Source organism: Kitasatospora cineracea, from assembly GCF_003751605.1.
Taxonomy (GTDB): Bacteria; Actinomycetota; Actinomycetes; order Streptomycetales; family Streptomycetaceae; genus Kitasatospora; species Kitasatospora cineracea.
Window position 1 is genome coordinate 4,574,794 of record NZ_RJVJ01000001.1, and the last position, 24,403, is coordinate 4,599,196.

Sequence of the window (24,403 nt, forward strand, 5' to 3'; positions counted from 1 at the left end):
AGGGTTGGGCAGCCGACATGAGCGAGATCTACTTCAGCAACAACTACCGCGACCTCAGCGAGCAGCACGGCACCGGCGCCGGCTTCCAGTTCGAGTTCTCCTGCTCGCGCTGCTACGACACCTGGCGCTCCGAGTTCGAGCCCTTCCGCACCGGGCAGGCCGCCGGCTGGATCAACAAGGGCGTCAGCGCCGCCTGGAGCCTGCTCGGCGGCAGCGCCTCCAACGGCCTCAGCAACGCCGCCGACGGCCTGGCCGGCGCCAGCTGGGGCAGCGGCCGCGACGCCGCCTTCCAACGCGCCATCGGCAACGCCCAGCAGCACTTCAACCGCTGCGCCCGCTGCACCCACTACGTCTGCGGCCGCTGCTGGAACGCCGCCCAGGGCCTGTGCCTCGGCTGCGCCCCCGACACCGCCGCCGAGGCCGCGGCCGCCCGCCAGCGCGGACTCAACGACGCCGTCACGCAGAACGCGTACGACCACGGCCAGTCCCGGGCCGGGCAGTTCGACGTCACCGCCGACCGCCAACTGGTCTGCCCGCAGTGCCGCGCCGAGACCCACGGCACCCCGTTCTGCCCCGGCTGCGGCTTCCGCCTCGCCCGGCCCGCGCAGTGCACCTCCTGCCACGCCGAGGTGCCCGACGGCTCCGCGTTCTGCCCCAGCTGCGGCACCCGGCGCTGAGAGCCGGACGCCGACACCGCACCGGCCGGTGCGGCGCTCCCGCGGTCAGGTGCCGTGGGTGGGGAGCAGCAGGACGCGTTCGGGGTCGTAGCGGCGCCACTCGGGCTCGGCGGTGGTGCCGATCAGGCGCAGGCGGCACCAGGGCTCGCCCGCGGGGGAGTGCCACCAGGCGTTGATCCGGCCGAGGGCCCAGGTGCCGGAGCCGTCGAGGAGCACCTCGACGGGCTGGTAGGCGGGCCGGACCTCCGGCTCCGGCGGGGACCAGGCGGGGTCGGTCTGCAGCTGCGGAGGGAGCACTGCGGGCCTCCTTCGAGTCCGGTCGACGGGGGTGACGGGTGCGGGGTGCCCGAACGACCCGGCTGGTGGCGGTCAGGGACACTCTACAGAGGTGTAGAAGCCGATGCCGGGCAATCCGCGGGCAATCCGCCGACGTGGCGCAACGGCGCCGCCCCGGTGGCGCGTTCGCGTCGGACCGGGGGCGGGGGCGGGGCGGAATCGGGGGCGGGAGCGGGGGCGCGCTCACGTCGGACGGGGGCGGGGGCGGGGCGGAATCGGGAGCGGTGGGCGCCGGGCCCGGTCGGCCGGTCGGCCGGTCATAGACTCGGCGGGTGACTGCTGAGGACTCCTCGATCGAGGCGCTGGGCGCCCTCGCCGACCCGGTGCGGCGCGCCCTCTACCGGTACGTGGCCGGCGCGCCGGAAGAGGTCGGCCGGGACGCGGCGGCCGAGGCCGCGGGCGTCTCCCGCTCGCTGGCCGCCTTCCACCTGGACAAGCTGGTGGCCGCGGGCCTGCTGGCGGTCTCCTACCGCCGTCCGGACGGGCGCGGCGGCCCCGGTGCGGGTCGCCCGGCCAAGCTGTACCGCCGGGCGGAGGAGGAGTTCGCGGTGGCGCTCCCGCCCCGGGACTACGGCGGGGCCGGCCGGCTGCTCGCCGAGGTGGTCGAACGGGCCGGGCTGGACCGGGAGTTGCAGGCCGCGGCCCGGGCCGCGGGCTCGGCCGACCCGGCCCCGGACGTGCCGGCGGCGCTGGCGGAGCGCGGCTACGCGCCGTTCCCGGACGGCGAGGTGGTGCGGCTGCGCAACTGTCCGTTCCACGCGCTGGCGGAGGAGTTCCCGGCACTGGTGTGCGGGATGAACCTGGCGCTGCTGGAGGGCCTGGCCGGGGCGGAGTGGACGCCCGTGATGGACCCGGGTGCGGGCCGCTGCTGCGTGGCACTCTCTAAAAACAATAACCATTGACGATAGAGGTCGGGCCGGGCCATGCTTGCCGCATGACTGCCCCTCAGGCCGCCGTGCCCGCCCCCGTCGTGCCCGCCCCCGCCGTGCCCGCTCCCACCTCCGGCCACCAGCTCGCCCAGGTCAACGTCGGCCGCACCGTCGCCCCGCTGGACAGCCCCGAACTCGCCGGTTTCATGGACCAGTTGGCGGAGATCAACGCGCTCGCCGAGCGCAGCCCCGGCTTCGTCTGGCGGTTGGTCGACGACACGGGCGCCGACGCCACCGGCCTGCACCCCGACCCGGACGACGGGCTGCTGCAGATCAACTGCTCGGTCTGGCAGTCGGTCGAGGCGCTCCGGGAGTACGTTTACCGCAGCGACCACCTGCGGGTGCTGGCCCGCCGCCGCGAGTGGTTCCAGCGCCCGGACGGGGCGCACCAGGCGATGTGGTGGGTCCCGGCCGGGCACCGCCCGAGCGTGGCCGAGGCGATGGCGCGGATCGCGCTGATCCGCGACCACGGGCCGGGCCCGGAGGCGTTCACCTTCCGGGAGCCGCACCCGGCGCCGGACGCCCGCTGAACCGGGAGCGGCCCGCCCGCCGGCCGGGCGGGAGGGGTGCCGGGCGGTGAACCCCGGCCGGTCGGACGGCGAACCCCTGGCCAGATGACTAAGCGCTTGCTTAGACTCGGGTGGGCGGGGCCGCCGGTCCACCCCCCGAGCACCGACGGCCCCGTCGTCCCGTCCAGCACCCCTCGCAGGAGCGCGCCATGCCGGTCACCAACCGTCAGATCCGACTCGCCCGCCGCCCCGTCGGCCCGGTCCGCCAGGAGGACTGGACGCTCACCGAGGAGCCGGTCGCCGGCCCGGCCGACGGCTGGTTCCTCGGCCGCACCCGCTACCTCTCGCTCGACCCGGCGATGCGCGGCTGGCTGGACGACCGCCCCTCCTACCTGCCGCCGGTCGGCCTCGGCGAGGTGATGCGGGCCGGCTCGATCCTCGAGGTGGTCGAGTCCGCCCACCCCGACTTCCGGGTCGGCGAGTTCGTCAGCGGCAGCTTCGGCGTCCAGGAGTACGCGCTGTCCGACGGCCGCGGCACCCGCCGGATCGACCCGGCCGCCGCCCCGCTGCCCACCCACCTCGGCGCGCTCGGCACCCCCGGCATGACCGCCTACTTCGGCCTGCTGGAGGTCGGCGCGCTGAACGAGGGCGAGACGGTCGCGGTCTCCGGCGCGGCCGGCGCGGTCGGCAGCCTGGTCGGCCAGATCGCCAAGCTCAAGGGCTGCCGGGTGATCGGCATCGCCGGTGGGCCCGCCAAGTGCGCCTGGCTCACCGAGGAGTTGGGCTTCGACGCGGCCGTCGACTACCAGGCCGAGGACGTCCGCAAGGCACTGCGCACCCACGCCCCCGACGGCATCGACGTCTACTTCGACAACGTCGGCGGCACCGTCCTGGACGCCGCCCTCACCCGGCTGGCCGTGCACGCCCGGGTGGTGATCTGCGGCGCCATCAGCCAGTACAACAACGAGCACACCGTCCAGGGCCCCGCCAACTACCTCTCGCTGCTGGTCCGCCGGGCCCGGATGCAGGGCTTCGTGGTCTTCGACTACGTCACCCGCTACCCGGAGGCCGCCCGCGAGATCGCCGGCTGGATCGCCGACGGCCGCCTCAGCACCCGCGAACACCTGGTCAAGGGCGGCGTCGACGCCTTCCCGGAGACCTTCCAGATGCTGTTCCGCGGCGCCAACACCGGCAAGCTGATCCTCGACCTGACCTGACCTGACCCGACCCGACCGGTGGTGCACGGGCCCTGACGGCCCGTCAGCCGATCGGGCGCAGGCGGGTGCCGGAGGCGGTGACCGCCTCCACGGTGCTGGGCCCGCCGCCCGGGTTGTCCAGGGCCAGCGTGCGGGTCGGCGGCACGGCCTGGTCGACCCGGCGGGCCGGGGCGGTGACGGTCAGCCGGGCGACCCGGCGGCTGGCGGCGACCAGCAGGTACGGGGTGCCGTTCGGCGCGCGCCAGCGGTACTGGGCGACGGTGTCCTGCTCGTAGCGGCTGCACGCCCGCCCGTCGGCGCGCGCCAGCCGCTCGGCCCGCCCGCCGTCCGGCGGCAGCACGGCCGCCGCCGCGCTGCCCGACCCGTCCCAGCGGTCGGCCCGCAGGCAGGCCCAGGCCAGCTCCCCGGCGTTCTGCGGCAGCTTCTGGTCGGCGAACTCCCACAGGTTCAACTGCCGCACGCCCGGCCCCGCCTCGGGCACCGCGCAGGCCCCCGCCGCCCACCGCCGCAGCGCCTGCGCCCCCACCGCCTCCCGGGGCGGCCGGGCCGGGGCCGCGGCGTCCGGCGGCGGGGTGTACGTCAGGTGCGCCGGGGCCAGCCCGCCGAGGTCGGCCAGCAGGAACGCGTGCTGCTCCGCCACCACCGGGTCCGAGCGCAGCTGCAGCACCGGCCCCGGGCAGCCTGGCGCGGCCGTCCCCGGCACCGGGTCGGTCACCCCGTCCGCGAACGCCAGCGGACGCTCCGCCTCCTCCGGCCGGTCCAGCCGCCGGGTCGCGGCCGCCGCCACCCACGGCGCCAGCAGGTACCGCGCCCCGCGGCCGTCGCGCCGCAGCACCACCGCCGCCCCCGCCGTCACGTCGCTCTCCCCGGCCGCCGCCAGCGCCAGCACCGGGCCCCCGCCCGCCGCCGGGTCGTCGCCGTACCGGGCCAGGGTCCGGCCGTCCGTCAGCAGCACCACCGATGCGCCGTCCAGCCGCCCCGCGTACAGCAGTTGGGGCACCGAGACGGGCGGGCCGGGCACGCTGCCCGGCTCGGCGGCGGTGCCCGGACCGGCCTGCTGCCAGGCGGCGACCGCCCGCCCGACCAGCGCGGCGTCGTCCCGCAACCCGCCGCGGGCCGGCCAGACCCCGAGGCCCAGCCTCGCGCTGGCGCGCCACAGGCCGTCGGCGCGCCGCTCGGGCGGCACCACCCGTGCGGCCGACGGCTGCCCGTCCGACCTGCCGGTGCCGGGGTGGGGCGAGGCCAGCACCGGCAGGACGGCGGCGGTCAGCGCGACCGCCACCGCCGCGGCCGTGAACGCCCGCCGGCGGCGGCGCAGCAGGTCGCCCGGCCGCAGGTGCACCGTGCAGGCGTCGTAGCCCGGCGGGAGCTCCGGCCAGCCCGCGCCGTCCAGCGAACCCAGCAGCTCGGCCCCGGCCCTGGCCGCCTCGGCCGGCTCCTCCACCCCGGCCCAGGCCAGCGCCTCGGCGGCCTCCGCCCGGCCCAGGCCGTCCAGCGCCTGCACCGCGAAACCGGCCCGCGCCGCGGCGGGCAACCCGGCCAGCCGGGCGTCCAGTTCGGCGTCCGCGTCGTCCGGCGGCGTGAACAGCCGCACCCCCCACACCCGGGGGAACACCGCCCCCGGCCACCGCCGCCGACGCAGCGCCCCGCGCAGCACCCGGGCCCGCACCGCGTCGTACCCCTGCTGCCCGGCGACCTTCCCGCCCGCCACCGGCAGCGCCCGCTGCACCACCGCGTGCGCCGCCACCACCCGGGCGTGCCGCCCCCGGTCGGCCGGCAGGGTCAGGTACGCCATCCCCACCAGCCGCCGGTAGTGCCGCACCAGCACCGCCTCCGCGGACTCCGGCCGCCCGCCGCCCCCGACCGCCCGGGGCCGCGGCAGTGTCCTGAGATCCATCGGCCCCTCCAAGGCTCGGCGGCAAAGCCGGGTACGTCGGACGGACCAACGAGTGGATCATCGGATGGTTGCGCCGCACGGCCCCGGCCCGCCCGATCACCCTTGCGGGGCCTGCGGGTTGGGGCCGTCGTGGCGGGCGCTGGAGCGCCAGTCGGCGGTGCGCACCAGGGCCTCCAGGTGGGCCAGGCGGAACGGGCCGAGGCCGGGGTCGGCCAGCAGCGCGGCGACCAGCGGGGGCCAGGCGCCGTCCGGGCGGAACGGGTCGGCCGGGGCCAGCTCCAGGGCCGGGAAGCGCTCGCCGGTGGCCAGGGCGAACGGCGGGGTGCGGTCGCCGGGGCGGACACCGAACAGGGCGGGGGCGGCCTCGCCGGGCTCCGGGCGGACGGTGACGCGGACGTGGCCGTGGTGGGCGGCGGCCAGGTAGGCGACCAGGGACGGGTCCGTGCCGGGCGGGTGCCAGTGGTCGCCCGCCAGCAGCAGGAGCGCGGTGACCAGCTCGTGCCGGAAGAACGGCCGGGACGAAGCGCCGTTGTTCCAGGGGGCCTTGGACTTGGCGAGCAGCCCCTCGGGCGGGTCGCCGCCGCCGTCGCGGAGCTTGTCCTGGAAGACGTGGTGGCACTTGCCGAGGTCGTGCAGCCGGGCGGCGAGGGCCACCGCCTCCCGCTGCGGCCCGGTCAGGCCGGGCAGCTCGGCGGTCAGGGCGCGGGCCTCCTCCTCGGTCTCCCGCAGGTGCTGCTCCAGGGACACCCAGGCGGCGCACGCGGTCGCCGGGGGCGTGCGGCCGGTGAACAGCGAGGGCACGGGGGTGCGGCTGCCGGGCGTCCAACCGGTGCCGGGCAGGTGGCCGCCGCGCGCCGCGTCGAGCAGCAGCAGCGCGCCCGCGCACAGGTCCGCGGCCACCGCCCGCCGCCACCGGCCGTCGACCCGGTCCCGCAGCCAGGCCCCGCCGCCGTCCCCCTCCTCCTCCGCCGCAGCCGCCAGCCACGCCGTGACCTCGGCGAGCGGCGCCTCGCACTGCTCGTGCCGCCCGGGCTCCGGCTCCTCCGGCGCGGGCCCGTCCGGCCCGAACGCGCGCCAGGCGACGAAGACCGTCCGGTCCGCCGCGGCCTGCACCCACGGCGCGGCCCCGTCCGGCCCGGCCCCGCGCGCGGTGTCGAACAGCGCCACCAGCTCGGGCCCGCCCAGCGCGTCGGGTGCGTCCGGCGCGTCCGGGACGGGCTCCGGGACGGGCTCCGGGACGGGGGAGCGGGGCGCGTCGACGGCGAACAGGTCGGCGGCGGTGACGGCCGCCCCCTCGTGCGCCGTCAGCCACCGGGCCACCGCGTCGTCCGGCCCCGGGCCCTCCGGCGGGACGCACCACAGCAGGTCGCCGCCGTCCGGGTGCTCGCCGTGCCGGTTGCAGCGCCCGGCGCGCTGGACCAGGGCGCTCCACGGCGCGAGTTCGGTCAGCACCGTGCGGCCCGACAGGTCGGAGCCGGCGTCCAGCGCCCGCGTCACCACCAGGAAGCCGTCCGCCGACTCCCCCGCAGGCAGCGGGAGTTCGGCGGAACGGTGGTACGGGAGCAGCAGCGCCACCGGCCGCCCCGGGTGCGCGGCCCGCAGCGCGGCGTGCACCGCGCGGGCCCGGGCCGGGGAGCCGAGTGCGGCGATCGTCCGGGTGCCGGGCCGGTGCGCGGCGCCCAGCGCCGCCACCAGGTCGGCCACGTACCGCTCCGGGTCCGGGTGCAGCTGCCGGATCCGGCGCGCCGGGGCCGGGCCGGGCCCGGCCGGGGGAGCGCTGCCGTCGCCGACCGCGGACATCCAGGTGCTGCCGGTCGCCGCCGTCGTGCCCAGCGCCTCGCGCAGCGCCTGCAGCCGCTCGCCCGTCGGCAGGCCGGGGCCCAGCAGGCCCGCTTCGTCGAACACCCAGTGCGCGTCGTTGTTGAGCAGCCCGAACGAGACCGGCGCCATCGTCCGGCTGTCGGCGAGACCGCGCATCAGCGCCCGGCTCAGCAGCACGTCGTGGGTGCCGACCAGGATCGCGCTCCGCTCCGGGTGGCGCCGCCAGGCGCCGTTCTGGCCGTCCGGCCCGGCGAGCAGGTGCAGGTCAACGGCGTCGGCGAGACCGAGACGGTGCAGCCAGCGGCCGGTCCGGGCGTGCGTCCAGTGCGCGAGGCTGCCCTGCGGCAGCACGTACACCAGCCGCCGAGCGGTCGCCTCCGGCGCGGCCACCGTCCGCCGGTACAGCCAGGCCAGCACCGCCCCCGCGGTCTTCCCGCCCCCCGACGGCACCCGCACCGAACGCGGCAGCCCGCCCTCCGCGAGCACCCGCTGCCAGGCGTACGGCCGGTGGCCGGTCGCCACCCGGAAGAACTCCTCGAACCCCTGCGCCATCCCCGTTCCCCTCCGTCGGCCGGACCCCGAACTCTAGGGGGCGGGGCGGACGGCGGGGTGTCGGTTCTGCTGTTGCTGGCGGGGGCCGGCGGCGAGGTGGCCAGAGCGGGAGCGGCGGCCGGACCCGGAACTCTAGGGGGCGGGGCGGACGGCGGGGTGTCGGTTGTGGCGCTGCTGACGGGAACTGGTGGCGCCTTGGCCGGGAGGGGTGGGCGGTGGCAGGTCCGGCGGGGCGTCGGGTTCGCTGCTGCCGGGGACCGGGGCTCAGGCGTCCGGGGCGGTCAGGGTGGTCAGGTCGGTGTTGGCGCCGCACAGGACGACGCAGACCCGTTCGTCCTCGGCGGGGTGGTAGGTGGTGCCGAGGGCGGCCAGGGCGGTGGCGGCGGCGTGTTCGACGGCGAGCCGGTGGTCCTCCCAGAGGTGGTGGCGGGCCCGGACGATCGCCGGGTCCGGGACCAGGGCGGTGCGCACCGTTGCGTGCCGGGCCGCGGCGAGGGCGTCGGCGGAGGCGCGGCGGGCGCCGAGCGAGTCGGCGGCGACCGAGTCGACGGGGACGTCCACGGGGGTGCCGGCGGCCAGGGCGGCGTGCAGGGCCCGGCAGTTCTCCGGTTCGACGGCGACGGTCCGCACCCCGTGCTCGCGGGCCGCGGTGGCGACGCCCGCGAACAGGCCGCCGCCGCCGACCGAGACCACCACGGTGTCCAGGTCCGGGACCTGCCGGCGGATCTCGGCCAGCAGGGTGCCCGCCCCGGCGGCCACCAGCGGGTGGTCGTACGCGTGCGAGGCCAGGGCGCCGCTCGCCGCCGCGTGCTCCTCGCAGGCCGCCAGGGCCTCCGCGTACTCGTGGCCCGCCAGCCGGACGTCGGCCCCGTAGCCGCGCAGTCGGGCGACCTTCACGGCGGGGGCGTTGACCGGGAGGAACACGGTGGCCCGCACGCCCTCCTGCCGGGCGGCCCACGCGCAGGCCAGGCCCGCGTTGCCGCCGGAGGCGATGGTGACGCCCGCGTCCGGGAGGGTGCCCGCGGCCCGGTGGGCGCGCAGGAAGTTGACCGCGCCGCGGGCCTTGAACGAGCCGGTGTGCTGCATGTGCTCCAGGGCCAGCCACACTCCGTCGGGCCCGCCCGGCACCACCCGGACCGGGCGGACCGCGCCCGCGATCCGGTCGGCGGCGGCCCGGACGTCGGCAGGGCTGAGCTGGTGCACGGTACGGCTCCCGGTGGTCGGTGCGGAGGGGACGGGCCGAACAGTACCGCCGCGGCGCGCCCGGGACCCATCCGTCCGGGCCGCGGCTCCGAAGACCGGGCGGGGGACACCCGTCTCCGCCGCAGTCCACCCAGGTGCTCGACCGGCCGCCCGACCTCCCGGGGTCGACAGGCCGCCATGTCGACACCGCCAGGCACCCGTACGGAAACCAGCACCATGACTCTCGCCGTCGTCCTGTTCACCCAGGACCTTCGCCTGCACGACAACCCCGCCCTGCACGCCGCCCGCGCCGGGGCCGACCAGGTGGTGCCGCTGTTCGTCACCGACCCGGCGATCGCCGCGGCCGGCTTCGCCGCTTCCAACCGGGCCGCGTTCCTGGCCGGCTGCCTCGCCGACCTCGACGCCGCGCTGCGCCGGGCCGGCGGCCGGCTGCTGGTGCGGGAGGGCGACACCGCCGAGCAGACCGCGAAGCTCGCCGCCGAGACCGGCGCGGCCACCGTGCACGTCGCCGCCGGGGTCAGCGGGTACGCCCGCCGCCGCGAACAGCGGCTGCGCCGGGCGCTGGGCGACCGGCTCCGGGTGCACGAGGGCTCGCTGACGGCCGTCCCGCCCGGGGCGGTGCACCCCGCCGACCGTGACCACTACGCCGTCTTCACCCCCTACCACCGGGCCTGGCAGCAGGCCCCCCGCCGCACCCCGCTGCCGTCCCCGCGCGCCCTGCACACCCCCGAGGGCCTGCGCGGCGCCCCGCTGCCCACCGCGACCCCCACCGCCCGCAGCCTCCCCGACCCCGGCGAGGGCGCCGCCCGCCGGGCCTGGCAGCACTGGCACGGCGACCGCTACGCCGAGCTGCACGACGACCTCGCCGCCGACGGCACCTCCCACCTCTCGCCGTACCTGCACTTCGGCTGCCTGTCCGCCAACGAGCTCGCCCAACTCGCCGAACGCCGCGGCGGCCCCGGCGCGGAGGCCTTCGTCCGGCAGCTGGTCTGGCGCGACTTCCACCACCAGGTGCTGGCCGCCCGGCCCGACACCGCCCACGCCGACTACCGCCCCCGCAAGGGCGGCTGGCACCGGGACGCCCGCGAGTTCGAGGCCTGGCGGGACGGCCGCACCGGGTTCCCGATCGTCGACGCGGGCATGCGGCAGCTCGCCGAGACCGGCTGGATGCACAACCGGGCCCGGCTGATCACCGCGAGCTTCCTGGCCAAGTCCCTCCACCAGGACTGGCGGCCCGGCGCCGCGCACTTCCTGCACCACCTGGTCGACGGCGACCTCGCCAACAACCAGCTGAACTGGCAGTGGGTCGCGGGCACCGGCACCGACACCCGCCCCAACCGGGTCCTCAACCCGCTCACCCAGGCCGACCGTTACGACCCCGACGGCGCCTACGTCCGCCGCTGGGTCCCCGAACTCGCCGACCTGCCCGGCCGCGAGATCCACCGCCCCTGGCGGTCCCCGCACCGCCCGGCCGACTACCCCGACCCGCTGATCGCCCCGGAGACCACCGGCCACCGCGTCCGCGCGAGCCTCCGCCCGCCGGAGGACACCCTGTTCTGACCGCCCTGCTCCGGAGCCGCCCTGCTCCGGCGGGCCTCAGCGCTCCGGGGTCATCAGCACGAAGTCCGCGCCGGACGGGTCGGTGCAGACCGCCATCCGGCCGATGCCGGGGGCGGTCTCGGGCCCCATGACGACGATGCCGCCCCGGTCGCGGACCCGGTCCGCGGCTTCGTCGCAGGAGGGGACGGCGAAGACCGGGTGCCAGGAGGGGGCGCCGCGGGAGAGGGTGAGCTCGGCCGGGCCGACCTGGAGGACGCCGCCGTGCATGCGCTCGGCGGGCTGCCCGGCGGGGGTGACGATGGTGTAGACGCCGTCGCCGCCGCCCGGCATCGGGGTGTCCTCGTGCTGCCAGCCGAAGACCGTCTCGTAGAAGGCCAGCGCGCCCGCCGCGTCCGTGGTGTAGAGCTCCGTCCAGCACAGCCCGCCCGGGCCGTCGACGGCGCCGAGCCCGCCGGCCGGGCCCGGGGTGAGGACGGCGAACCGGGCGCCCTGCGGGTCGGTGAACTGGGCCAGCGAGGCCCACTCGGGCACGTCCCGGGGCTCGACCCGGACGGTGCCGCCCGCGCGCAGCACGGAGGCGGCGGTCTCGTGGACGTCCGGGGTGAAGAAGTACGGCATCCAGGCGGAGCGGGCGCCGCGCTCGGTGAGCGGGCCGATCCCGCCCGCGGTCCGGCCGGCCGCGGTGGCGAGCAGGAAGTCGTCCGCGCCGGGCGGCGGGGCGAGCTCCCAGCCCAGCACCGGCCCGTAGAACGCGGCGGCGGCGGGCACGTCGGGCGCTCCCAGGTCCAGCCAGCACGGTGAGCCGGGCACGAAGTCGGTGGTGATCACGGCGTTCTCCCTTCGCCGGGCGTCCTCCGGGCACTCCTTCCCAGCCTGGCACCGGCCCGCGGTACCGCCAACCGGAGTAAATCCTGTGCAGATCGTCGGATCGGACCGCGAATTCCGCCGTCGAGCGCACCCTGCGCATGACATTTCGCGGAAATTCCTCCGCCCGGCCGCCAAATCATCACCCGGAACAGGGTTGCCGCCGGAGGAAACGGGCAGGGGCCGCATACCCCAAGCGACACCAGAGAAAGGCAACAGCGTGGCACTGAGCGTGAGCTACGGGGAGCGATACGGCTGGACAGTGGTCCAGGTGGCCGGAGAGGTGGACATCAGCGGAGTCGCCGCCCTCCGCGAACGCCTGCAGCGACTGGTCACCGACGGCTGTCTGCGGATGGTGGTCGACATCAGCCGGGTCGACTTCTGCGACTCCACGGGTTTCGCCGTCCTGGTGGCCACCCGCCGCATGCTGTCCTCCCGCGACGGACAACTCCGGCTGGTCCTGCCCGGACCCGAGGTCCACACCCGCAAGATCCTCCAGCTGTTCGGGATCGAACGGATCTTCGACGTCCACGACTCGGTGGACGACGCACTGGCCGACCTGCGCGAGCCCCTCCTGACCGCGGACGCCGCCGAGACCGCCGAGGTCGCCGAGGCCGTCCCCCGCCCGCGCGAAGGGACGCACGCCGCCGCCGACTGACCGCCCGGCCCGGAGCGGGGGGCGGCCCCGCGGCGACGGTCGGCGGCGGCGGGACGGCCGGCGGCGGCCTCAGCGCGGCGTGCCGAAGTCCTGCGTCCACCAGGGCCCACCGCTGCCCAGGTGGACACCCACCCCGAGTTCGGTGAACTTGCAGTTCAGGATGTTCGCCCGGTGGCCCGGGCTGTTCATCCAACTGTCCATCACCGCGGCCGCGTCCTTCTGCCCGCGCGCGATGTTCTCGCCCCAGCCGCTCCACGCGTACCCGGCGGCGTCGATCCGCTGCTGCGGGCCTGCGCCGTCCGGGTTGGTGTGGTCGAAGAAGTTGCGCGCCGCCATGTCCTCGGAGTGCCGCTGCGCCGCCGTCGCCAACTTCGCGTTGGACCGCACCGGACCGCAACCCGCCTGCGAACGCTGCGAGTTGACCAGGTCCACCACCTGCTGCGCCAGATCCGCCGAGCGCTTCGCGGCCGTCGCCGAGGCGGCGTTCGCGGTCGGGGCCGCCGGGGTCGCCGACGCGGCGGGCGCGGCCGGCGCCGAGGAGGCGGACGGCGACGGCAGCCGGCTGGGGGAGGGCGGGGCCGACGGCGACGGGGCGGCCGACCCGGACCCGGATGCCGAGGCGGACGGCGACGGGCCGCCGTCCGGCGCCGGGGCGGTGCCCTGCGCCGGGTCGACCAGCGCGACCGCGGACTGCGGCGCCTGCTCGGCCGTGTCCACCGCCGACGGCGCGTCCGACCCGCCGACCACCACCAGCAGCCCGACCACCACCGCCACCGCGGCCACCACCCCGCCGCCCAGCACCACCGGGGCCGGACCGCGCTGCCGGGCCCGCCGGTGCCCGCGCCGCGCCCCCGCCCGGTGCGAACCGCCCGACGACGACCCCCGTCGGTGCACCGCCCGCCCGGGCCCGGCGGACCCCGGAACGCCACCACTGCCGTCGTAGCCGCCGGAGCCGGAGCCGGAGCCGGGGTCGAAGTCGGGGTTGAAATCGGGGTCGAAGCCGTCGCCGGGGCCCGCGGCGAGGTCCAGGCCGAGCCCCGCCCCGAACTGCGCCCCGTCCGGCAGCGGGACCAGCGCCAGCCCGGCCAGCAGCCCCTCCGCGGGGACCAGGCCGCGGCGCTGCTCCCCGCACACCGCGCACTCCCGGGCGTGCCGCCCGATCCGCTTGCGCCACAGCGCGCCCGGCACGCCGTCCCAGCCCGCCGTCAGCTCCGCCAGCCACGGGCAGCCCGGCACCGCGGCCAGCGCCCGCACCACCACCCGGGCCGCCTCCAGCTGCCCCTTCATCCGTTGCACCCGCACCGCCGCGTGCTGCGGCGACACCTCCAGCGCCGCCGCCAGCTCGGCCCGGGACAGCTCGCCCGCCGCCTCCAGCCACCACAGCGCCAGCAGCTCGCGGTCCCCGCCGTCCAGCCAACGGGTCGCCTCGGCGACCTCGCGGCGCTGCTCGGACAGGCCCAGCCGGACGATCGTCAGGCCCACGAAGTCCGCCGCCGGGTCGGCCACCGCCGCCGGGTCCGGCACCGCGTCCACCGCGTGCTCGTCCCGGAACCGGCGCCGCACCTGGTTCAGCGCGATCGCCACCAGCCAGCTGCGGAACCCGGCCGGGTCGCGCAGCCCGGCCAGGCCGTCCACGGCCCGCAGCATGGTCTCCTGCACCACGTCGTCGGTGTCCGGGTGCCCCGACAGGGCCCGCCCCACCACGTTGTACACCAGCGGCAGGTGCCCGCCGACCAGCTCCGCCACCGCCTGCCGGTCACCGTGCTGCGCCCGCCCGACCAGCGCCGCCACCCGCCCACTGTCCACAGCCCGGCCCGTCCTCGTGTTCTCGCGTCCTGCCCTCACACCTTCGGAGATCCACCGGCCCCCGGCGGATAACGCAAAAGCGGAAGGAAATCCTCGGCAGACGCGAAGCTTAGTGAGCCCCCGGACGACTCCCGCGGCGGGAACGGACGGGAGGGGTGAAGGGGGCGTGCGGGAACGGGGGAGGACCGGTGCCCGCCCTGCCGGGCGGCCGCCCGCAACGGCGAGGCCGCCCGCAACGGCGAGGCCCGCGCCTCCCCGGAGGGACGCGCGGGCCTTCGAACCGCGGGCCGGAACCGGCGGCCGGGATCAGTGCCGGCCGGGAGCCGGGCCGACCGGGATCAGTACCAGTGGTGCGACTGCCAGAACGACCAGGCGCCGCACGGGCTGCCGTAGCGGCTGTTCATGTAGTTGAGGCCCCACTTGACCTGGGTCGCCGGGTTGGTCCGCCAGTCCGCGCCGGCCGAGGCCATCTTGGAGCCCGGCAGCGCCTGCACCAGGCCGTAGGCGCCGGAGGAGGAGTTGGTGGCGGTGTAGTCCCAGCCGCTCTCACGGGTGACGATCTGGCTGAAGCACTGGAACTGGGTGTCGTTGCCGACGATCTGCCGAGCGATGTCCTGGACCGAACCGGCCGGGACGCTGGCGAGCACGCTGCGCGCGGAGTCCCGGCTGGCCTGCTCGGAGGCCCGCTTCGCCTCGGCGTCCTTGGCCGCCTTCGCCTCGGCGGCGGCCTTCTCCGCGGCCGCCTTGGCGTCGGCCTCGGCCTTGTCCGCGTCGGCCTTCGCCTGGGCGTCGGCCGCGGCCTTCTGCCGGGCGGCCTCGGCGGCGGCCTTCTTGGCGGCCGCGTCGGCGGAGACCTGCTGGGCGTTCGCCTGCCGGCCGATGCCGTCGCCGACGCTCTGGGCCTGCGCACCGGTGGGCGCGTCGGCGAGCAGGGTCGCGCTCGCCACGTCGACCGTCTGGACGGTCTTGCCCTCGCTGCCGGACGCCGCACCGACGACCGCTCCGACGGCGGTCACCGCGGTGGCTGAGGCGACAGCGACGCCCCGGACCGAAATCCGAGTCACATGCTTTCCTTCCGGCGTCGCCCGGCGTGTGACCGTCCGGGCGCGTATCTGCCCCTGGCACTGGCCTCCGTCGAACACCGGTCACGGGAGGCACGGGCTCGGCCGTCCCCCCGGGCGGGCCCGGGGAAGTCGGCGGGATCGAGCGGCGTACGGCCTCGCGGTGTTCAGTTGTCCGTCCACCGACCGGAGTTGGCGGGGGTGCAGGGCCGTACGCAGGGCCTGACGCCGATTCACCCTGCCTCACCCGGGCGCGTCTACGCAATTCTCCCGGCCGTGGCGGATCTCACACCACCGGCTGCCGGAAAACCCGGCGGACCGGCCCCGACACCCCGTCAGCCCGCCCCGCGGACCCGGCGGTCCCGCCGCCGGCCTGTGCGGGCACCGGGCGGGCGGACCGGCCCGGGACCGGCCCCGGGCCTGCTCAGAACAGGCGCAGCGACATCCACAGGGCCGGCACCGACACCGCCAGGGTGGCCGGGACGACCAGCGCGCCGAGCGCCGTGAACAGCCGCGGCCCGCCGTCGTCGACCGCCCGCTCCCGGGTGATCCGGCGCCACAGCAGGGTGGCCAGCGAGCCCGCGTACGTCAGGTTCGGGCCGAGATTGACGCCGAGCAGCACCGCCAGCACCGGGCCCGGACCGGACGGGGCGGCCAGCGGGACCAGCAGCAGCGTCGCCGGGAGGTTGTTCACCAGGTTGGCCAGCACCGCCGCCAGCCCCGCCAGCGCGAACAGCACCGGCAGCCCGTCACCCGCCGGGACCACCGCCGCCAGCCGCCCGGCCAGCCCGTTGTCCACCACCGCCCGCACCACCACGCCCAGCGCCAGCACGAAGGCCAGGAACGGGACGGCCGCCGCCGACAGGATCCGCCGCGGCGTGCTGCGCCGGCCGGCCAGCGCCCGCACCGCCAGCACCAGCGCACCCGCCGCCGCGGCCCACGCCGGGGAGACGCCGACCGCCGAGGCCAGCACGAAACCGGCCAGCGTCCCCGCGACCGTCCCCAGCGCGAACCGCGGCAGCCGCACCCCGCCCGCCGCCACCGGCCGCTCGGCCGGCACCGCCAGCTCCGCCGCGAACCACCGCCGCAGCACCAGGTACTCCACCCCCACCGCGGCCAGCCACGGCAGCGCCATCAGCGCCGTGAACCGGCCGAACCCCAGACCGCTGGCGGCGAACGCCAGCAGGTTGGTCAGGTTGGAGACCGGCAGCAGCAGCGACGCGCTGTTCGCCAGGTGCCCGCACGCGTACACGTGCGGCCGGGCCCGCACCCCCAGCGCACCCGCCGTGGCGATCACCACCGGCGTCAGCAGCACCACCGTCGCGTCCAGGCTCAGCACCGCCGTGACCAGCGCCGCCACCGCGAACACCTGCCCCAGCAACCGCACCGGCCGCCCGCCCGACGCCCCCGCCATCCAGCGCCCGCACGCCTCGAACAGCCCCTCGTCGTCGCACAGCTGCGCCAGCACCAGCACCGCCGCCAGGAACCCCACCACCGGCGCCAGCCGCCCCACCTCGGCCCACGCCGCACCCGGCGACACCGCCCCCACCGCCACCAGCAGCCCCGCCGCCGGCACCGCCACCACCGCCTCCGGCCACCCGAACGGCCGCCGCACCGCACACCCCAGCACCGCCGCCAGCAACACCAGCGACAGCACCTCGGCGGACACCCCATGCACCCGAACCCGCTCCTTCCACCACACCCGACCCACCGGACCGACCGGACCGACCGGACCGACCGGATCCCGTCTGTCCGGCGAACGCCCCATCCAAGCAGCCCCGCCGTCCCGTCCCCACCGCCCCCACCGCCCCCCGACCGGCGCCTTTGCGCGGGCGGCGGCCCGGCGGAAGGCTGGGGGCCGACACCGGCGACCGGCCCGGAGCGAGCCGGTCCGGAGAGAGAAAGTCCGGAGAGAGAAAGAAGGGGACATGTCCGTTCCACCACCCGCCCCGAGCACCGGTGCGCGACGGCTGCGGGCAGCGGCGGCCCGCGGCTTCTCGCTCGGCTCCACCGGCTCCCTGCTGTCGATCGGCTCGGTGGGGTCGGTCCTGTCGGTCGGCTCGGTCGGCTCCGTGCTGTCCCTCGGCTCGGTCGGCTCGGCGCTCTCCGTCCTGTCGCTCGGCTCCTGGCGCAGCACCGCCGCCGTGCTGTCCGCCGAGTCGACCCTCGCGGTGCTCTCCTACCGCTCGGTCGGGGCCGTCGCCGCGGCCCACCGCCGCCGCGGCGGGTCCCGGCACGGCTGACCCGCCCCGCCCGCCGGTCCGATGGCCGGGGGCCGGGGGCCGGGGGCCGGGGGCCGGGGGAGCGGGGCCGGGGGCCGGGGGAGCGGGGAGTGTCAGTGGCGGGTGGGACCGTGCCCGGATGAACGGACCGCTCGACTCGATCGCCGCGTACTGGAACGATGCCGCCCCCGGGTTCGACCGGGAGCCCGACCACGGGCTGCGCGCGGCCGGGACCAGGGGGGCCTGGCGGCGCCGGCTGGCCGGGTGGCTGCCGGGTGCGGGGCTCGACGTGCTGGACGCCGGGTGCGGCACGGGTTCGCTCTCGGTGCTGCTCGCCGAGGCCGGGCACCGGGTGACGGGCGTGGACCTCGCCCCGGCGATGGTCGACCTGGCCCGGGCCAAGTTCGCCGCGGCCGGGCTGACGGGGAGTTTCCTGGTCGGCGACGCGAGCCGCCCCCCGACCGGCGACGGCCGCTACGACGCGGTGCTGTGCCGGCACCTGCTCTGGACCCTCCCGGACCCGCACGCCGCCCTCCGGGAGTGGGCCGCCCGCCTGCGTCCGGGCGGCCGCCTGCTGCTGGTCGAGGGCCGCTGGCGGGAGGCCGGCGCCGCCGTCGAGCCCTACGCCCCCGGCACGGAGGGCCTGCCCTGGGCCGGCGGCATCACGGCGTCCGCCCTGACCGCCGCGCTCCGCCCGCTGGTCCGCGAGCTGCAGGTCGAACCGCTCGAGGCGGACGAGGAGCTCTGGGGCGGCCCGGTCCGGGACGAGCGCTACGCGATCGTGGCCCGGGTCTGAACCGGGCGGCGGCGGGGGCGGCTGTCGGTGGAGCGGGATACGGTCCGGCCCATGGCCGACACTGAACTCACCACGCTGCTGGGCGTCTTGAACGGCAAGCGCGGGCACGTCCTGGACATCCTGGCGGGCCTCGACGAGGCGGCGCTGCGCCGCCCGGTGCTCCCCTCCGGCTGGACGTGCCTCGGGCTGGTGCACCACCTCGCCCTGGACGACGAGAAGTTCTGGTTCCGCGCGGTCGCGGCGGGGGAGCAGGACGCGATCGACGAGATCCTCGGCACCGAGGCCGACGCCTGGCGGCCCGACCCGGAGCGGAGTGCCGAGGAGGTCCTCGCGCTCTACCGCGCGGAGGCCGCGCGCGCCGACGCCTTCCTCGCCACCGCCGACCTCGACGCGCCCCCGGCCTGGTGGCCGGACTTCTTCGGCTCCTGGCGCTACGACACGCTGCGCGAGGTGGTCCTGCACGTGATCACCGAGACCGCGACCCACGCCGGCCACCTGGACGCCGTCCGCGAACTCATCGACGGCCGCCAGCACCTGGTCCTCGGCTGACCGGCCGACCTGCCGGAGCTGACCGGCCGGCCCGGACGACCGGCCCGGACGACTGTCTGACGTGGCGTCAGCCCGCCGGCTCGCCGAGCCAGACGTGGGCCGCGGTGTCGAGGGGGAGGTCGAGCGCGGCGCAGAGGCCGACGACGGTGCCGAAGCCGGGGCTGGGCAGGCGGCCCATCTCGATCTTGCGGAGCGTCTCGGGGGAGATCCCGGCGCTCTGCGCGACGGTGGCGGGGTCGCGGCCGGCCCGGGTCTCGCGCAGCAGCGCGCCCAGGCGGCGGCCGGCCTCGATCTGCTCGGGGGTCAGGGGGACTCGCACCATGCGGACACGCTACTGAACCGCCCCGCCCGCCGCCCAGGCGGGCGGCTCAGCGCAGCGGCAGTTCCGTCCCGTTCCGCTCGTCGGCGGGCCGGGGGCCGTGGATGCGGCGGTCGGCGGCGTCGATCCGGACGTCGTCGATGCTGGCCTCGCGCCGCCGCATCAGGCCGTGCGGGTCGAACTCCCACAGCTCGTTGCCGTAGCTGCGCCACCACTGGCCGTCCGCGTCGTGCCACTCGTACTGGAAGCGGACGGCGATCCGGTCGTCCTCGAACGCCCAGAGGTCCTTGCGCAGGGCGTACTCCCGTTCGCGCTGCCACTTGGCGGTGAGGAAGGCGGTGACCTCGGCGCGGCCGGTGAGGAAGGTGTCGCGGTTGCGCCAGACCGTGTCGGGTGTGTAGGCGCGGGCGACGGCGGCGGGGTCGCGGGTGTTCCAGGCGTCCTCGGCGGCCCGGACCTTGGCCAGGGCGGTGGCGCGGGTGAACGGGGGGAGCGGCGGGCGGTCCTCGGGCACGGCGGCCTCCAGCGGTTCGACGAGGTGGAGAACGGTCGTTCTCCACTCTGGCGGGCCCTACGCTAGGGAACGACCGTTCTCCACGTCAAGCACGTCCGAAGACCGCCGAACCGGAGCCGCCGATGCCCGCCCCGCCCACCGAGGAGCAGACCCGCCAGGACGGCGAGGCACTGCTCGACGCCGCCGAGGCGCTGTTCTACGAGAAGGGCATCCGCGCCGTCGGCATGGACGAGGTCCGGGCCGCCTCCGGCCTGCCGCTCAAGCGGATCTACCGCCTGTACCCCGCCAAGGACGACCTGGTCGCGGCCGTGCTGCGCCGCCGCGACCTGCGCTGGCGGGCCCGGCTGGCCGCCGCCGTCGAGGTGGAGTCCGAGCCGCGGGCCCGGCTGCTGGCCGCGTTCGACTGGCTGGGCCGCTGGTTCGCCGAGCCCGGCTACCGGGGCTGCGCCTGGATCAACGCCTTCGGCGAGCTGGGCCCGTCCTCCCCGGCCGTGCTCGCCGAGGTGCGCGCCCACAAGGCGGCCTTCCACGCCCAGCTCGCCGACTGGTCGCGCGCCGCGGGCCTGGCCGACCCGGCCCCCGTCCAACTGCTGGCCGAGGGCGCCATCGTCACCGCCGCGATCGACGCCGACTCCGCCCCCGCCCGCCGGGCCCGGGCCGCCGTGGAGGTGCTGCTCGATGTCGCCCGCTGAACCGCCGGCCGGCCCGGGCAAGCTGGTCCGGGACCGGATCCCGGCCGTCATCCGGGCCGCCGGGAGGGAGCCGCAGGTGTACGTCGCCGACGCGGCCGAGTACCTGGCCCGGCTCGGCGACAAGCTGTCCGAGGAGGCCACCGAGGTGCGCGCCGCCCACGGCGAGCAGGAGGTCCTGGAGGAACTGGCCGACCTGCTGGAGGTGATCCACGCACTGGCCGCGGCCCACGGAGCGGACTTCACCCGGGTCGAGGAGCTCCGACGCCGCAAGGCCGCAGAGCGCGGAGGCTTCGCCGGACGGGTGGTCTGGACCGGCAACCACTGAACGGGGGGTGCTGTCCGCCAGCGGTGACCGCCGGTGGAGAACCGGGCCCCCGGCAGGCCGCGACCGGGCCGGCGGGACACGCCCGTCGGCGCCGAGCGGTCACGCTCCTTGCCGCCGACCGCGAGTCGTCGGTCTCCTCGGCGCCGTGGGCGCCTACGAGCACTCGTAGAAGAAGCGGCCTTCGCGGTGGTCGGGACTGACGAAGGCGAAGCCGTAGCCGTAGCCGAAATTGAGGAAGTACGGATCGTCCGGGCTCTCGCCGCCGTCACTGATCTTGAAGAGGAACTGCCACGGGGCGTCGACGCGCGCGTCGATGTTGGGGTAGCAGGCGGCGCCACCGAGGTAGTCGTGCAGGCCCTCTTCGTCGGGGAGTTCAGTGTCGGGGCCCTCGCCGCGCATGCCCCGCTGCCAGGCCGCCTTGTCGTCGATCGAGCGGTCGACCTCGGGCGGTACCGGCTCGAGATCGACGTGCCATTCCACGGGGACCTCGGCCTCGTCGGGGCCCCAGCGCCACAGGGTCCGCCCCCGCGTGCCGGGCGGTCCGATGACGGCGAAGGGCGGGACACGGCCGTCCGGCTGCACCAGCAGCACGCCGTCGCCGTCCTCCGCCTGGAGTCCGCCCATGATCATGCCTTCCTCGTGGAGAAAGAGGTAGGCCAGGCGGAGCCGGGGGCCGGGAACGGGGAACTGCCCGATGAACACCAGCGGCTCACCGGAGACCGGGTGCACGGGCCAGGCCGGCTCGGCCAGCCAGACGGGCTCGCCGCCGAACTTGGCCACCGGGGCGACGATCGGCTGCTCGGCAGCCGTGAGAATCATCTGCTGGCGCGGGAGGAAGGCCGCGTCGTACGGCCCGTCCGCTCGCCCAGTGGGACGCGCGATCATGAGCGGACCCTAGGTCACGCCACCGACGAACCCTGCCGCTCGGCGACTCGACCGCTTGGCGTGACGTGTGCCCGGACGCGTTACCTGCAGCCCACGGGGCCCGATGGGCTGTGGTTCCTGATCCGCGGAACACGCCCGTCGGCGCCGAGCGGTCACGCTCCTTGCCGCCGACCGCGAGTCGTCGGTCTCCTCGGCGCCGGTCACCGCGCGCACAGGCGGTCCAGGGACGCGCGGCTCTCCTCGTCCGCGGGGCGGTAGACCAGCAGGCGCAGTTCCGGGTCCTGGAGCGGCAGCAGGATCTCGAAGTCGACGGTGATCGGACCGGCGGCCGGGTGCCGCAGCAGTTTCCGGCCGCGTCCGTGGACGCCGACCTCCCGCTCGGCCCACAAGCGGGCGAAGTCCTCGTCCTGGGTGGCGAACTCGGCGATGAGGGCGGACAGTTCCCGGTCCTGCGCTCTCGAAGTCGAGTTCACGGCCGCCCAGTTGACCCGCCTGGACGCGGCGAGCGCGATCGAACTGGGCCGGCCGCACGACCTGCTGGCGAGCGAGCCCATCCGCCGGGTGACCACCGGCGACCTACGGATCGAGACCCGCCGCTGACGGCCGCCCGTCAGGAACCGGCTCCGCCTCCCGCGACCGGGTTCCCGCCGGCGCGACGCTCCACCGCCCCCGGGGCCGCCGCTCGCGGACTGCGGCGCAGGAGCCGCCGTCCGTCGATCGCAGCCGCAGCAGCCGTAGCCAGGCGAGGCGGGCCGCCCCCCCGGTATTTGAATACCGGGGGGCTGCTAGCGTGTCGCTGTCCGCTGCCGGTATTTGAATACCGGTGGTTCTTTCGACCGGGCGGCCGGGCGGCCGCCGTGCAGGGAGCGGTGCCGTGATCGAGCTGAAGACTCCGCAGGCGATCGAGAAGATGGCCGTCACCGGCCGGTTCGTCGCCGGGACGCTGGCCGAGCTGTCCGGGCTGGCCGAGGTGGGGCGGGACGTGATGGACCTGGAGCTGCGGGCCCGGAAGCTGGTGGCGGATCGCGGTGCGGAGTCCTGCTACTGGGACTACGCCCCGTCCTTCGGGCGCGGCCCGTTCCGGAACGTGATCTGCCTGTCGGTGAACGACGCGGTGCTGCACGGGCAGCCGCACCCCTACGTGCTGCGCGACGGCGACGTGCTGAGCCTGGACTTCGCGGTGTCGATCGACGGCTGGGTGGCCGACTCGGCGGTCACCGTCATCGTCGGCACCCCGGCCGAGCAGGACCTCCGGCTGGCGCAGTCCACCCGCACTGCGCTGGACGCGGCGATCGCCGCCGCCGTGCCCGGCAACCGGATCGGCGACATCTCGGCGGCCATCGCCGCGGTCGGCCAGGGCGCGGGCTACCGGATCAACACCGACTTCGGCGGCCACGGCCTGGGCCGCACCATGCACGAGGACCCGCACGTGGCGAACGTCGGACGGCCCGGCCGCGGCCTGGAGCTCAAGCCCGGGCTGACGCTCGCCCTGGAGCCGTGGTGGTGCACCGGCTCGGCGAAGCTGCAGGTGGACGCGGACGGCTGGACGCTGCGCTCGGCGGACGGTTCGCGCGGCGCGCACTCCGAGCACACGGTGGCCATCACCGAGGACGGGCCCCGGGTGCTCACCGCGCTGTCCTGACCGGGGAGTTCGGGCCGGGGGCCCGGTCACGGGGAGTGACCGCGGGGTGGACGGCGGGTGGCCGCTGTGGCCCGTCCCATAGGCGGATCGCTGGACGGTCGGCGCGCCGTCAGCGGGGGGCCACGGAGGGTGTGCGGTTCCCCGTCCGGGGCGGCCAAAACCGGTGAGCCCGGTCACAACGGCCGTCGGCCGGGTCCGGCCCGGGCCCGGAAAATCGCGGTCGGGGCGCCCGCCGTCCGCCGCTGTACTGCCGGTAACGGGCTCTTGACCTGCGTAAACCTTCGAATGCTTGGAGTTCGGGCCGGGCGCCCGTAGCTTCGTAACCAGTGCAGGGCGCACTACCCGGGATCACCCGAAACCAACGCCCCGGTGCGGCCACCGAGCCGCCCGACGGGCAGGGTGACCGCGACGGAGCGCAGGTCGGACCTCGACCGCCCCGTCCGATCCACAAGCGCGAGAGACCGCAGGGCCCGCCCGGGCCCCTGGTTCCGCCTTGCCTGCCCGGGGCATCCGAAAGGAATCGCATGATCTTCCGTAACGAGACTGCCGCCACCAAGACCGCCACCACCGCCGAGCAGGGCAACCGGAAGCGCAACCGCGTCCGGGCCGCCATCGTCGCGGGCAGCGCGGTGGCCGTTCTCCCGGTGGCCGGCCTCGTCACGGCGACCTCGGCCTCGGCCGCGGACGTGTCCACCTGGGACAAGGTCGCCCAGTGCGAGTCGACCGGCAACTGGTCGATCAACACCGGCAACGGCTTCTACGGTGGCCTGCAGTTCACCTCCTCCACCTGGGCCGCGTACGGCGGCACCGCCTACGCCCCGCAGGCCGACCAGGCCACCAAGGCGCAGCAGATCGCCGTCGCCGAGAAGGTGCTGGCCTCGCAGGGCCCGGGCGCCTGGCCCGTGTGCTCCGTGCAGGCCGGTCTGACCCAGGGCGGCGCCGCCGCCCAGGTCGACACCTCCTCGACCGGCAGCAGCGCGAGCTCCTCGAAGTCGACCTCGTCGGCCTCGTCCTCCTCGAGCAGCACCGGCGACAGCAGCAGCACCAGCACCAAGTCCGCCAAGTCGGCCACCCCCCAGACCGACTCGGGCTCCGACGCCGCCTCCGCCAACACCTCCGGCAGCGGCAAGTACTCCTCCGGCCAGGGCCACCAGTCCTGGAAGAAGAGCAGCACCGCCACCACCTCCGGCGGCAGCTACACCGTGAAGTCCGGTGACACCCTGGGCGCCATCGCGGCCGCCAACGGCACCACCGTGGACGCGCTGTACAGCGCCAACGCCCAGGTCATCGGCGCCTCCGCCGACGTCATCTACCCGGGCCAGGTCCTCTCCCTCTGATCGACCCCGATCGGATGCCGGTAGGACCCCGG

25 protein-coding genes are annotated in these 24,403 nt (G+C 76.6%); 13 read left to right on the forward strand and 12 right to left on the reverse strand.

What is annotated here, in order from left to right:
• Positions 1 to 17 precede the first annotated feature (17 nt).
• Positions 18 to 677 carry a zinc-ribbon domain-containing protein gene (locus tag EDD39_RS20730; protein WP_123558134.1) on the forward strand — a complete coding sequence of 220 codons (660 nt, stop codon included), beginning with the start codon at positions 18 to 20 and terminating at the stop codon, positions 675 to 677.
• Between the two features lie 45 nt (positions 678 to 722).
• Here the strand turns inward: EDD39_RS20730 and EDD39_RS20735 are convergent, their stop codons facing one another.
• Positions 723 to 974, reverse strand: coding sequence for a hypothetical protein (locus EDD39_RS20735; RefSeq protein ID WP_208765659.1), 252 nt, complete (start codon positions 972 to 974; stop codon positions 723 to 725).
• Between the two features lie 311 nt (positions 975 to 1,285).
• Between EDD39_RS20735 and EDD39_RS20740 the strand changes: the two genes are divergently transcribed.
• From EDD39_RS20740 to EDD39_RS20750, 3 genes are all read left to right on the forward strand, one after another.
• Complete coding sequence (locus EDD39_RS20740; RefSeq protein WP_123558136.1) at positions 1,286 to 1,915, forward strand: helix-turn-helix transcriptional regulator; 630 nt, start codon at positions 1,286 to 1,288, stop codon at positions 1,913 to 1,915.
• 32 nt (positions 1,916 to 1,947) lie between these two features.
• On the forward strand, positions 1,948 to 2,472 hold the full coding sequence (locus EDD39_RS20745) for a DUF3291 domain-containing protein (RefSeq protein ID WP_123558138.1): 525 nt from the start codon (positions 1,948 to 1,950) through the stop codon (positions 2,470 to 2,472).
• Positions 2,473 to 2,660: 188 nt separating this feature from the next.
• Positions 2,661 to 3,668 carry an NADP-dependent oxidoreductase gene (locus EDD39_RS20750; RefSeq protein WP_208765547.1) on the forward strand — a complete coding sequence of 336 codons (1,008 nt, stop codon included), beginning with the start codon at positions 2,661 to 2,663 and terminating at the stop codon, positions 3,666 to 3,668.
• A 43-nt stretch (positions 3,669 to 3,711) separates the two neighbouring features.
• Here EDD39_RS20750 and EDD39_RS39690 read toward each other — a convergent pair whose 3' ends face one another.
• The 3 genes from EDD39_RS39690 to EDD39_RS20765 form a co-directional block, all read right to left on the reverse strand.
• The gene (locus EDD39_RS39690; protein ID WP_123558140.1) at positions 3,712 to 5,565 is read right to left on the reverse strand and encodes a hypothetical protein; all 1,854 of its coding nucleotides are present in this window, start codon (positions 5,563 to 5,565) and stop codon (positions 3,712 to 3,714) included.
• A gap of 96 nt (positions 5,566 to 5,661) precedes the next feature.
• The gene (locus EDD39_RS20760; protein ID WP_123558142.1) at positions 5,662 to 7,938 is read right to left on the reverse strand and encodes a CRISPR-associated endonuclease Cas3''; all 2,277 of its coding nucleotides are present in this window, start codon (positions 7,936 to 7,938) and stop codon (positions 5,662 to 5,664) included.
• A gap of 264 nt (positions 7,939 to 8,202) precedes the next feature.
• On the reverse strand, positions 8,203 to 9,141 hold the full coding sequence (locus EDD39_RS20765) for a serine/threonine dehydratase (RefSeq protein ID WP_123558145.1): 939 nt from the start codon (positions 9,139 to 9,141) through the stop codon (positions 8,203 to 8,205).
• A gap of 216 nt (positions 9,142 to 9,357) precedes the next feature.
• Between EDD39_RS20765 and EDD39_RS20770 the strand changes: the two genes are divergently transcribed.
• Positions 9,358 to 10,701, forward strand: coding sequence for a cryptochrome/photolyase family protein (locus EDD39_RS20770; RefSeq protein ID WP_123558147.1), 1,344 nt, complete (start codon positions 9,358 to 9,360; stop codon positions 10,699 to 10,701).
• A gap of 36 nt (positions 10,702 to 10,737) precedes the next feature.
• Here the strand turns inward: EDD39_RS20770 and EDD39_RS20775 are convergent, their stop codons facing one another.
• A complete protein-coding gene (locus tag EDD39_RS20775; protein WP_123558149.1) occupies positions 10,738 to 11,529 on the reverse strand; it encodes a VOC family protein in 792 nt (263 codons plus the stop codon).
• A gap of 256 nt (positions 11,530 to 11,785) precedes the next feature.
• On the opposite strand from EDD39_RS20775, the gene EDD39_RS39695 reads away from it, so the two are divergent.
• Positions 11,786 to 12,223 (forward strand): STAS domain-containing protein, encoded by a 438-nt coding sequence (locus EDD39_RS39695; protein ID WP_157852304.1) that lies wholly within the window; start codon positions 11,786 to 11,788, stop codon positions 12,221 to 12,223.
• A gap of 69 nt (positions 12,224 to 12,292) precedes the next feature.
• Here EDD39_RS39695 and EDD39_RS20785 read toward each other — a convergent pair whose 3' ends face one another.
• The 3 genes from EDD39_RS20785 to EDD39_RS20795 all read right to left on the reverse strand — a co-directional run bounded on the left by EDD39_RS20785 (position 12,293) and on the right by EDD39_RS20795 (position 16,768).
• Positions 12,293 to 14,029: a sigma-70 family RNA polymerase sigma factor gene (locus tag EDD39_RS20785; RefSeq protein WP_123558154.1), complete on the reverse strand. Its 1,737-nt coding sequence runs from the start codon at positions 14,027 to 14,029 to the stop codon at positions 12,293 to 12,295.
• 338 nt (positions 14,030 to 14,367) lie between these two features.
• Positions 14,368 to 15,093, reverse strand: coding sequence for an aggregation-promoting factor C-terminal-like domain-containing protein (locus tag EDD39_RS20790; protein WP_123558156.1), 726 nt, complete (start codon positions 15,091 to 15,093; stop codon positions 14,368 to 14,370).
• Positions 15,094 to 15,514: 421 nt separating this feature from the next.
• Entirely contained in the window at positions 15,515 to 16,768 is a 1,254-nt protein-coding gene (locus tag EDD39_RS20795) for an SLC13 family permease (RefSeq protein ID WP_244256855.1), read from the reverse strand.
• Positions 16,769 to 17,018: 250 nt separating this feature from the next.
• Between EDD39_RS20795 and EDD39_RS20800 the strand changes: the two genes are divergently transcribed.
• The 3 genes from EDD39_RS20800 to EDD39_RS20810 all read left to right on the forward strand — a co-directional run bounded on the left by EDD39_RS20800 (position 17,019) and on the right by EDD39_RS20810 (position 18,657).
• The gene (locus tag EDD39_RS20800; protein WP_244256856.1) at positions 17,019 to 17,333 is read left to right on the forward strand and encodes a hypothetical protein; all 315 of its coding nucleotides are present in this window, start codon (positions 17,019 to 17,021) and stop codon (positions 17,331 to 17,333) included.
• Positions 17,334 to 17,451: 118 nt separating this feature from the next.
• Positions 17,452 to 18,108: a class I SAM-dependent methyltransferase gene (locus EDD39_RS20805; protein WP_123558160.1), complete on the forward strand. Its 657-nt coding sequence runs from the start codon at positions 17,452 to 17,454 to the stop codon at positions 18,106 to 18,108.
• Positions 18,109 to 18,159: 51 nt separating this feature from the next.
• Complete coding sequence (locus EDD39_RS20810; RefSeq protein ID WP_123558162.1) at positions 18,160 to 18,657, forward strand: DinB family protein; 498 nt, start codon at positions 18,160 to 18,162, stop codon at positions 18,655 to 18,657.
• A 67-nt stretch (positions 18,658 to 18,724) separates the two neighbouring features.
• On the opposite strand, the gene EDD39_RS20815 is transcribed toward EDD39_RS20810, so the two are convergent.
• A complete protein-coding gene (locus tag EDD39_RS20815) occupies positions 18,725 to 18,979 on the reverse strand; it encodes a helix-turn-helix domain-containing protein (RefSeq protein WP_030459724.1) in 255 nt (84 codons plus the stop codon).
• A gap of 46 nt (positions 18,980 to 19,025) precedes the next feature.
• Positions 19,026 to 19,490, reverse strand: a complete 465-nt coding sequence (locus EDD39_RS20820) for a nuclear transport factor 2 family protein (RefSeq protein WP_123558164.1) — start codon at positions 19,488 to 19,490, stop codon at positions 19,026 to 19,028.
• Positions 19,491 to 19,612: 122 nt separating this feature from the next.
• Between EDD39_RS20820 and EDD39_RS20825 the strand changes: the two genes are divergently transcribed.
• Both EDD39_RS20825 and EDD39_RS20830 read left to right on the forward strand, forming a co-directional pair.
• Positions 19,613 to 20,182, forward strand: coding sequence for a TetR/AcrR family transcriptional regulator (locus EDD39_RS20825; RefSeq protein WP_123558166.1), 570 nt, complete (start codon positions 19,613 to 19,615; stop codon positions 20,180 to 20,182).
• On the forward strand, positions 20,169 to 20,507 hold the full coding sequence (locus EDD39_RS20830; protein WP_123558168.1) for a nucleoside triphosphate pyrophosphohydrolase: 339 nt from the start codon (positions 20,169 to 20,171) through the stop codon (positions 20,505 to 20,507). The genes EDD39_RS20825 and EDD39_RS20830 overlap by 14 nt, the downstream gene beginning before the upstream one ends.
• Before the next feature lie 153 nt (positions 20,508 to 20,660).
• Here the strand turns inward: EDD39_RS20830 and EDD39_RS20835 are convergent, their stop codons facing one another.
• A complete protein-coding gene (locus tag EDD39_RS20835; RefSeq protein WP_123558170.1) occupies positions 20,661 to 21,392 on the reverse strand; it encodes a hypothetical protein in 732 nt (243 codons plus the stop codon).
• A gap of 200 nt (positions 21,393 to 21,592) precedes the next feature.
• Positions 21,593 to 21,865: an MmyB family transcriptional regulator gene (locus EDD39_RS20840; protein ID WP_244256858.1), complete on the reverse strand. Its 273-nt coding sequence runs from the start codon at positions 21,863 to 21,865 to the stop codon at positions 21,593 to 21,595.
• Positions 21,866 to 22,266: 401 nt separating this feature from the next.
• On the opposite strand from EDD39_RS20840, the gene map reads away from it, so the two are divergent.
• Together map and EDD39_RS20855 are read left to right on the forward strand one after the other, a co-directional pair.
• Positions 22,267 to 23,034: a type I methionyl aminopeptidase gene (gene map, locus EDD39_RS20850; protein ID WP_123558172.1), complete on the forward strand. Its 768-nt coding sequence runs from the start codon at positions 22,267 to 22,269 to the stop codon at positions 23,032 to 23,034.
• A 524-nt stretch (positions 23,035 to 23,558) separates the two neighbouring features.
• The gene (locus EDD39_RS20855; protein ID WP_123558174.1) at positions 23,559 to 24,371 is read left to right on the forward strand and encodes a transglycosylase family protein; all 813 of its coding nucleotides are present in this window, start codon (positions 23,559 to 23,561) and stop codon (positions 24,369 to 24,371) included.
• Positions 24,372 to 24,403 lie beyond the last annotated feature (32 nt).